Origin of the sequence: Phenylobacterium sp., assembly GCF_035276905.1 — a bacterium.
Lineage (GTDB): Bacteria > Pseudomonadota > Alphaproteobacteria > Caulobacterales > Caulobacteraceae > Phenylobacterium.
In genome coordinates, this window is the sequence record NZ_DATELG010000325.1 from 1 (window position 1) to 6,856 (window position 6,856).

Genomic DNA, 6,856 nt, shown 5'->3' on the forward strand with positions numbered 1-6,856 from the left:
CCTGGGTCTGTCGCGCGCCGAGCTGAAGGCGCTGGCCGAGTGGATCCAGCTGCGCCTGCAGCCGAAGCCGCAGATGGCCCCGCCGCCGGAGAACTCCGCCCGCGCCGCCCGCGTGGCGCGCCGCAAGGCCGCCGACGCCGCCAACGAGGGCTGCGAGGCCGCCGGCGCTCCGTCTGCGGCGCCCGCCAGGGCGCCTGCGCCCGTCGCCGGGGCGGACGCCGCGGAGCCCGCGCCGCAGCTGAAGGTCAAGCCGCCCAAGGCGCCGCCGAAGGAGAGCGCCCGCGAGCAGCGCGAGGCCCAGGCCACCTTCGAGTTCGCTCCGCCGCAGACGGTCGGCGGCTTCACGCTTCCGGAGCTGTCGATGCTGGCCAAGCCCAAGCCGCGGGCGGCCGCCTTCGACGAGGGTGCTCTGCGCCAGAACGCCCAGCTGCTGGAGAACGTGCTGGCCGAGTTCGGCGTGCGCGGGCAGGTGGACCAGATCCGTCCCGGTCCGGTGGTCACCCTCTACGAGCTGGCCCCGGCCGCCGGCGTGAAGTCCGCCCGCGTCGTGGCGCTGGCCGACGACATCGCCCGCTCGATGAGCGTCGCCGCCTGCCGCGTCTCGGTGGTGCAGGGCCGCAACGCCATCGGCATCGAGCTGCCGAACCAGAAGCGCGAGACGGTCTACCTGCGCGACCTCCTGAACTCGCCGGAATACGAGCGCGGCAGCCAGGTGCTGCCGATGGCGCTGGGCGAGACGATCGGCGGCGAGAGCTACATCGCCGACCTCGCCAAGATGCCCCACCTCCTGATCGCCGGGACCACCGGCTCGGGCAAGTCGGTGGGCGTCAACGCCATGATCCTGTCGATCCTCTACCGCCTGCCGCCGGAGCAGTGCCGGATGATCATGATCGACCCGAAGATGCTCGAGCTGTCGGTCTACGACGGCATCCCGCACCTGTTGGCGCCGGTGGTGACCGACCCGAAGAAGGCCATCGTCGCGCTGAAGTGGGCGGTGCGCGAGATGGAGGACCGATATAGGCGCATGTCCAAGATCGGCGTGCGCAACATCGCCTCCTACAACGAGCGCGCCAAGGAGGCGGCCGAGAAGGGCGAGCACTTCGAGCGGACGGTGCAGACCGGCTTCGACGAGGGCGGCCGGCCGATCTACGAGAGCGAGAAGATCAAGCCCGAGCCGATGCCCTACCTCGTCGTGATCATCGACGAGGTGGCCGACCTGATGATGGTCGCCGGCAAGGACATCGAAGGCGCCGTCCAGCGCCTGGCGCAGATGGCGCGCGCCGCCGGCATCCACGTGATCATGGCCACCCAGAGGCCGTCGGTGGACGTCATCACCGGCACCATCAAGGCGAACTTCCCGACCCGGATCTCCTTCCAGGTCACCTCGAAGATCGACAGCCGCACCATCCTGGGCGAGCAGGGCGCCGAGCAGCTGCTGGGCCAGGGCGACATGCTCTACATGGCCGGCGGCGGGCGCGTGACCCGCCTGCACGGTCCGTTCGTCTCCGACGGCGAGGTCGAGGCGGTGGCCAAGTTCCTGCGCGAGCAGGGCCAGCCGCAGTACCTGGAGGAGGTGACCGCCGGCGGCGACGAGGACGGCGAGCCGGGCGACCTGGGGCTGGGGGGCGACGGCGAGGGCAACGACCTCTACGACCGCGCGGTCGCCATCGTCACCCGCGACGGCAAGGCCTCGACCAGTTACATCCAGCGCCGCCTGCAGATCGGCTACAACCGCGCCGCCTCCTTGATCGAGCGGATGGAGCAGGAGGGCGTGGTAGGCCCGGCCAACCACGCCGGCAAGCGCGAGATCCTGGTCAGCGCCGCGCCGTAGTTCCCTCCCTTAATGGGGACCCCATTAAGGAAGGGAGGATTCATCCAAACGGATCGGGAATCGTCCGGCCGGTTTCCAGGAAGGTCTTGAGGTTCGACAGCACCGCCGGCCAGCCGCGGGAGATGCTCTGCAGGCCTTCGTCGGTGAGCTCGGTGTGGGTGACGGTGAGGCGGACCTTCTCGCCCAGCTGCTCGATCTCGTAGGTCACGCGCGAGCGGCGGGTCGGATCGTTCGCCTTGCTGGCCGGCGACCAGCTGGTCACCAGGCGGCGTGGCGGATCGACCTCCAGCACCTCGCCGACCACGTCGGGCGCCGCGCCGGGAAAGCCGTGGGTCCAGGCGGAACCCACCTTCCAGTCGGAGACGTTCGAACGCTGCCAGTACTTCGCGGTCACGTCCGCGTCGGTGAGCGCGGTCCAGACCTTCTCGGCGGTGCTTAGGATATAGATCTGATAGACGAACTGCGGCTTATCCATCGTCGTCTCCTTCGAGCTTGATCTTCAGCGCGGCCAGGGCGTCCAGCCGGGGCCGCTCGAACTTGGCGATCCAGCGGGCCTGCACGGCATGGATCGGGACGGGGTTCAGGTAGTGCAGCTTCTCGCGCCCCCGCCGCACGGTGGTCACCAGGTTGGCGGCCTCCAGCACGGCGAGGTGTTGGCTGACGGCCTGGCGCGTCATCTGCTGGCCTTCGGTCAGCGCGCCGAGCGTCTGCCCGGGCGTCGCATGCAGGGAGTCCAGCAGGCGCCGCCGGCCTGCGTCCGCCAGCGCCTTGAAAACGAGGTCCATGTCGTCGGTCACCGGGCTAATATGCAAGTAAAAGCTTGCATGTCAACGGCGAGTCGGTGGAACTGCGCCTCGAGCTTCAGCGTTGCGGGCGGGCCGGCTTGCCGCCCTATTGCCGTCCGGCCCGCGCGGTATCACCTGGGCCCCGAATGGAGTTTCCGATGCCGACCAGCCGCCGCAGCCTGATTTTCGCTTTCGCCGCCGCCGCGGTCGCCGGCCCGGCCCTGGCGCAGGCGGGCCTCGGTTCCGAGGACCAGCAGCTGGTGACCCGCGCGAGCGCCTATCTCGAGGGGCTGAAGGAAGCCAAGGCGCGCTTCGTGCAGACCGACGCCCGCGGCCAGACCAGCCAGGGGACGGTCTATCTGAAGCGGCCGGGCAAGGCGCGGTTCGCCTATGATCCGCCCTCGGGGCTTTTGGTGGTCTCCGACGGCGGGACGGTGTCGGTGGCCGACAGCCGGCTGAAGACCTTCGACAAATACCCGCTGATGGCGACGCCGCTGTCGCTGTTCCTGGCCAAGACCATCCGCTTCGACCGCGGGGTGCAGGTGACGAGCGTCACCCGTGCGGCCGATGGCTTCACCATCACCGCGCGCGACGGCCGCCGCCAGACCGCCGGCCAGATCACGCTGACCTTCCGCGACAACCCGCTGGTGCTGGCCGGCTGGGCGGTCACCGACGCCCAGCGCCGGACGACCCGCGTCGAGCTGATCGATCTTGCGCCGGCGACCGGCCTCAGTTCCGACCTTTTCTATCTCAAGGATCCACGCCCGCAGGGTGTCGGCCGCGGCAAGATGTGACACAAAGAACACAATCAAGTGAGAAGCGGTTGGGGTCTTGATTTTTTGGGCGCCTGTGGCCACTATACATCATCTCGCCGGCGCGCTTCCGCGACGGCGGGCCGAGCCGGAACCTATCCCCTCCCGGCGGCGGCATGAGAGACAACTAGAACGCCCGGGCTTCTCCAGTGCCCGGGCGTTTTTTTGTCCGGTGTCCCGCTGCTTGGCGGCGCGCGCCGGCGGCCTTAAGTGAGCGGCATGCGGCTTCGCCTTTGCACCTGGAACGTCAACTCCGTCCGCCTTCGCCATGAGCAGGTCGCCCGCTTCGTCGCCGATCAGGCGCCGGACGTGCTGTGCCTGCAGGAGATCAAGTGCCGCGAGGGCGAGTTCCCCCGCCAGGCCTTCGTCGACATGGGCCTGCCGCACCTGAAGATCGCCGGCCAGAAAGGCTGGCACGGGGTGGCCATCGCCTCGCGGCTGCCGCTGGAGGACGCCGCGCCCCTCGACGTCTGCCGCGAAGGCCACGCCCGCTGCACCGGCGCGAGGGTCGCCGGCGTCGAGATCCACAACTTCTACGTCCCCGCCGGCGGCGACGTGCCCGACCGCGCCGAGAACCCGAAGTTCGACCACAAGCTGCACTTCTTCGAGACCCTCACCGCCGAGCTCTCGCGCCGCGACCCGAAGGCGCCGCTGGCGGTGGTCGGCGACCTCAACGTCGCGCCCGGCGAACACGACGTCTGGAACCACAAGTACATGTCCAAGATCGTCAGCCACACGCCCGTGGAGATCGACGCCTTCGGCAAGCTCATGGGCTCGATCGGCTTCATCGACCTGCCGCGCGAGACCACGCCCGCGCCGGAGAAGCTGGCGTCCTGGTGGAGCTATCGCGCCGCGGATTTCCGCAAGTCCAACCGGGGCCTGCGGCTCGACCACATCCTGGTCACGCCCGGCCTGCGCGAGGCGGCCTTCCGCCTGGGCTGCGCCGCCAGCCGCATCCACGACGACGTTCGCGCGTGGGAGCGCCCCAGCGACCATGCGCCGGTGAGCGCGGATCTGGTATTGTAGCAGGAGCTTGGCGGACGTCCGGCAGCACTCCACCGCGTCCATATGGCCGTCCTGCGCGAATGTCAGCAGCGGCCTGTCCCGCGTGACGAGGCGGTAGCTGTAGGCGCGAGCCGTCGCCGCGATGATCCGATCGGCCGGATCATCCCATGGCCGCTTCCTGGTCCGAAGCAGGCAGTCTGCTAGAACCTTTCTGAAGGTTGTGGTCCCTACGGCGCCAGCCGGTAGCCGCCGGCTTCCGTCAGCAGCAGCCGCGCATTGGCCGGATCGGCCTCGATCTTCTGGCGCAGGCGGTAGACGTGGGTCTCCAGGGTGTGGGTGGTGACGCCGGCGTTGTAGCCCCAGACCTCGGCCAGAAGCTCCTCGCGGCTGACCGGCTTCTCGCCGGCGCGGTAGAGGTACTTCAGGATGTTGGTCTCCTTCTCCGTCAGGCGGATCTTGCGCTGCTGGGCGTCGACCAGGATCTTGTTGGCGGGGCGGAACTCGTAGGTCCCCAGCCGGAACACCGCGCCCTCCGAGTGCTCGTGGCTGCGCAGCTGGGCGCGGATACGCGCCAGCAGCACGGCGAACTTGTAGGGCTTGACCACATAGTCGTTGGCGCCGGCGTCGAGGCCCTGGACGGCGTCCTCGTCCGCCGCCGCGGCGGTCAGCATGATGATCGGGGCGGCCACGCCCCTTCGCCGCATCTCGCGACAGGCCTCGCGGCCGTCCATGTCGGGAAGGTCGACGTCCAGCAGGATCAGGTCCGGCTTGCGCTCCTGGGCCGCCTGAAGGCCGTCGCCGGCGGTGGGCGCCTCGAGGGTGGCGAAGCCCTCGGTTTCGAGCTGTTCTGCGACCGCGCTGCGCAGTTCCGCGTCATCGTCGACGATGAGGAGGGTCTTGCGTTGAGCCATGGACCCAACCATGCACGAGATCGCCCGTTCGGGGCAAAAGGATTTCAAGCGTCAACATGATCTACGTGGCGACGGCCGACGGCTGGCTCGATATCGGCGGGACCCGCGTACGTTGCGCGGTGGGGCCGGGCGGCGTGGTTCCGGCCGCCGACAAGCGCGAGGGCGACGGCGCCTCGCCGGCCGGCGTCTGGCCGATGCGGCGGGTGCTCTATCGTCCCGACCAGGGCCTTGCGCCCTCCACCGCCCTGCCGCTCGCGGCGATCGCCGAGGACGACGGCTGGTGCGACGCGCCGGACGATCCGGCCTACAACCGTCCGGTCAAGCTGCCCTATCCGGCCAGCGCCGAGCGGATGTGGCGCGACGACCGCCTTTACGACCTGGTGGTGATCCTCGGCCACAACGACGACCCGCCGGCCGCGGGGCTCGGCTCGGCGATCTTCCTGCACCTCGCCAAGCCCGACTACGCGCCGACCCACGGCTGCGTGGCGGTGGCGCGTGAGGACCTGGAGGCGTTGCTGGCGAAGGTGCAGCCGGGGGATGCGGTGGAGATCCGGGGGGTAGGGGGCGCCTAACCCCTGTGCCCGAACACCGCCGAGCCCACCCGCACGCTGGTGGCGCCGAAGGCGATGGCGGTCTCGAAGTCGCCGCTCATGCCCATCGACAGCTTTGAAAGCCCGTTGCGGGCGGCGATCTTGGCCAGCAGGGCGAAATGCGGCCCGGCCGGCTCGGCCGCGGGCGGGATGCACATCAGCCCTTCCGGCTCCAGGCCCCAGGTCCCGCGGCAGGCGGCGATGAAGGCGTCGGCTGCGGCGGGGACGACGCCGGCCTTCTGCGGCTCCTCGCCGGTGTTGACCTGGACGTAAAGCCGCGGGCGGCGGCCCTGCTTCTGCACCTCGTCGGCGAGCGCGCGGGCCAGCTTCTCCCGGTCGAGGCTCTCGACGACGTCGAAGAAGGCCACCGCCTCGCGGGCCTTGTTGCTCTGCAGCGGGCCGATCAGGTGCAGGGTGAGGCCTAAGGCCTTGCCCTCCCAGCGGGCGATGGCCTCCTGCACCCGGTTCTCGCCGAACGCGGTCTGGCCGGCGGCGAGCACCGGGGCGATCGCCTCCCAGGGCTGCTGCTTGGAGACTGCGACCAGGGCGACGGAGGCCGGATCGCGGCCGCAGGCTTGCGCGGCGCGGCCGATCCGGGCCACGACCTCGTGGTAGGCCCGAGGACCCTGGGGGGCGGAGTTGGCGGAGGTGGCGACCATTTCGGGCGGGTTCTGGACCTTGCGGCGGACGGCCGGGCTCATAAAGCGGCCGGCGACGGTGCGGAAGGGGGCGCCGCGTCTGCTGGTGTTCACCGACCCCCAGCGTACGCCAGACCCCGAGGCGGCGGCGCGAGCCCTGCCGCGCGGGGCGGCGCTCGTCTATCGCAGCTTCGGTGCGCCCGAAGCCGAGGCGCTCGCCGCGCGCCTGGTCGCGCTGGCCCATCGACGGGGCGCGCTGGTGCTGATCGGGGCGGACGCCGCCC

8 protein-coding genes and 1 pseudogene are annotated in these 6,856 nt (G+C 70.3%); 5 read left to right on the forward strand and 4 right to left on the reverse strand.

All coding sequences use genetic code 11. The annotated features are described in order from the left end of the window. The coding region (locus tag VJS38_RS15240) for a DNA translocase FtsK (protein ID WP_324089003.1) at nucleotides 1–1,831 on the forward strand (1,831 nt) is incomplete at its 5' end. 40 nt (nucleotides 1,832–1,871) lie between these two features. On the opposite strand, the gene VJS38_RS15245 is transcribed toward VJS38_RS15240, so the two are convergent. Both VJS38_RS15245 and VJS38_RS15250 read right to left on the reverse strand, forming a co-directional pair. Beyond that, a complete protein-coding gene (locus VJS38_RS15245) occupies nucleotides 1,872–2,306 on the reverse strand; it encodes an SRPBCC family protein (protein WP_324089004.1) in 435 nt (144 codons plus the stop codon). After that, nucleotides 2,299–2,628 (reverse strand): helix-turn-helix transcriptional regulator, encoded by a 330-nt coding sequence (locus VJS38_RS15250; protein WP_324089005.1) that lies wholly within the window; start codon nucleotides 2,626–2,628, stop codon nucleotides 2,299–2,301. The genes VJS38_RS15245 and VJS38_RS15250 overlap by 8 nt, the downstream gene beginning before the upstream one ends. A gap of 146 nt (nucleotides 2,629–2,774) precedes the next feature. Here VJS38_RS15250 and VJS38_RS15255 point away from each other — a divergent pair, with 146 nt between their 5' ends. Both VJS38_RS15255 and VJS38_RS15260 read left to right on the forward strand, forming a co-directional pair. Beyond that, a complete protein-coding gene (locus tag VJS38_RS15255) occupies nucleotides 2,775–3,410 on the forward strand; it encodes a LolA family protein (protein WP_324089006.1) in 636 nt (211 codons plus the stop codon). A gap of 237 nt (nucleotides 3,411–3,647) precedes the next feature. Continuing rightward, nucleotides 3,648–4,454, forward strand: a complete 807-nt coding sequence (locus VJS38_RS15260) for an exodeoxyribonuclease III (protein ID WP_324089007.1) — start codon at nucleotides 3,648–3,650, stop codon at nucleotides 4,452–4,454. Nucleotides 4,455–4,660: 206 nt separating this feature from the next. Here VJS38_RS15260 and VJS38_RS15265 read toward each other — a convergent pair whose 3' ends face one another. After that, a complete protein-coding gene (locus VJS38_RS15265) occupies nucleotides 4,661–5,344 on the reverse strand; it encodes a response regulator transcription factor (RefSeq protein ID WP_324089008.1) in 684 nt (227 codons plus the stop codon). A 56-nt stretch (nucleotides 5,345–5,400) separates the two neighbouring features. Between VJS38_RS15265 and VJS38_RS15270 the strand changes: the two genes are divergently transcribed. Continuing rightward, a complete protein-coding gene (locus VJS38_RS15270) occupies nucleotides 5,401–5,916 on the forward strand; it encodes a L,D-transpeptidase family protein (protein ID WP_324089009.1) in 516 nt (171 codons plus the stop codon). On the opposite strand, the gene VJS38_RS15275 is transcribed toward VJS38_RS15270, so the two are convergent. Continuing rightward, a complete protein-coding gene (locus VJS38_RS15275; protein ID WP_324089010.1) occupies nucleotides 5,913–6,593 on the reverse strand; it encodes a YggS family pyridoxal phosphate-dependent enzyme in 681 nt (226 codons plus the stop codon). The two genes, VJS38_RS15270 and VJS38_RS15275, sit on opposite strands and share 4 nt — an antisense overlap. Here VJS38_RS15275 and VJS38_RS15280 point away from each other — a divergent pair. Further along, nucleotides 6,583–6,856 (forward strand): annotated as a pseudogene (locus VJS38_RS15280) (hypothetical protein); the annotation flags it as partial. The gene VJS38_RS15275 and the pseudogene VJS38_RS15280 sit on opposite strands and share 11 nt — an antisense overlap.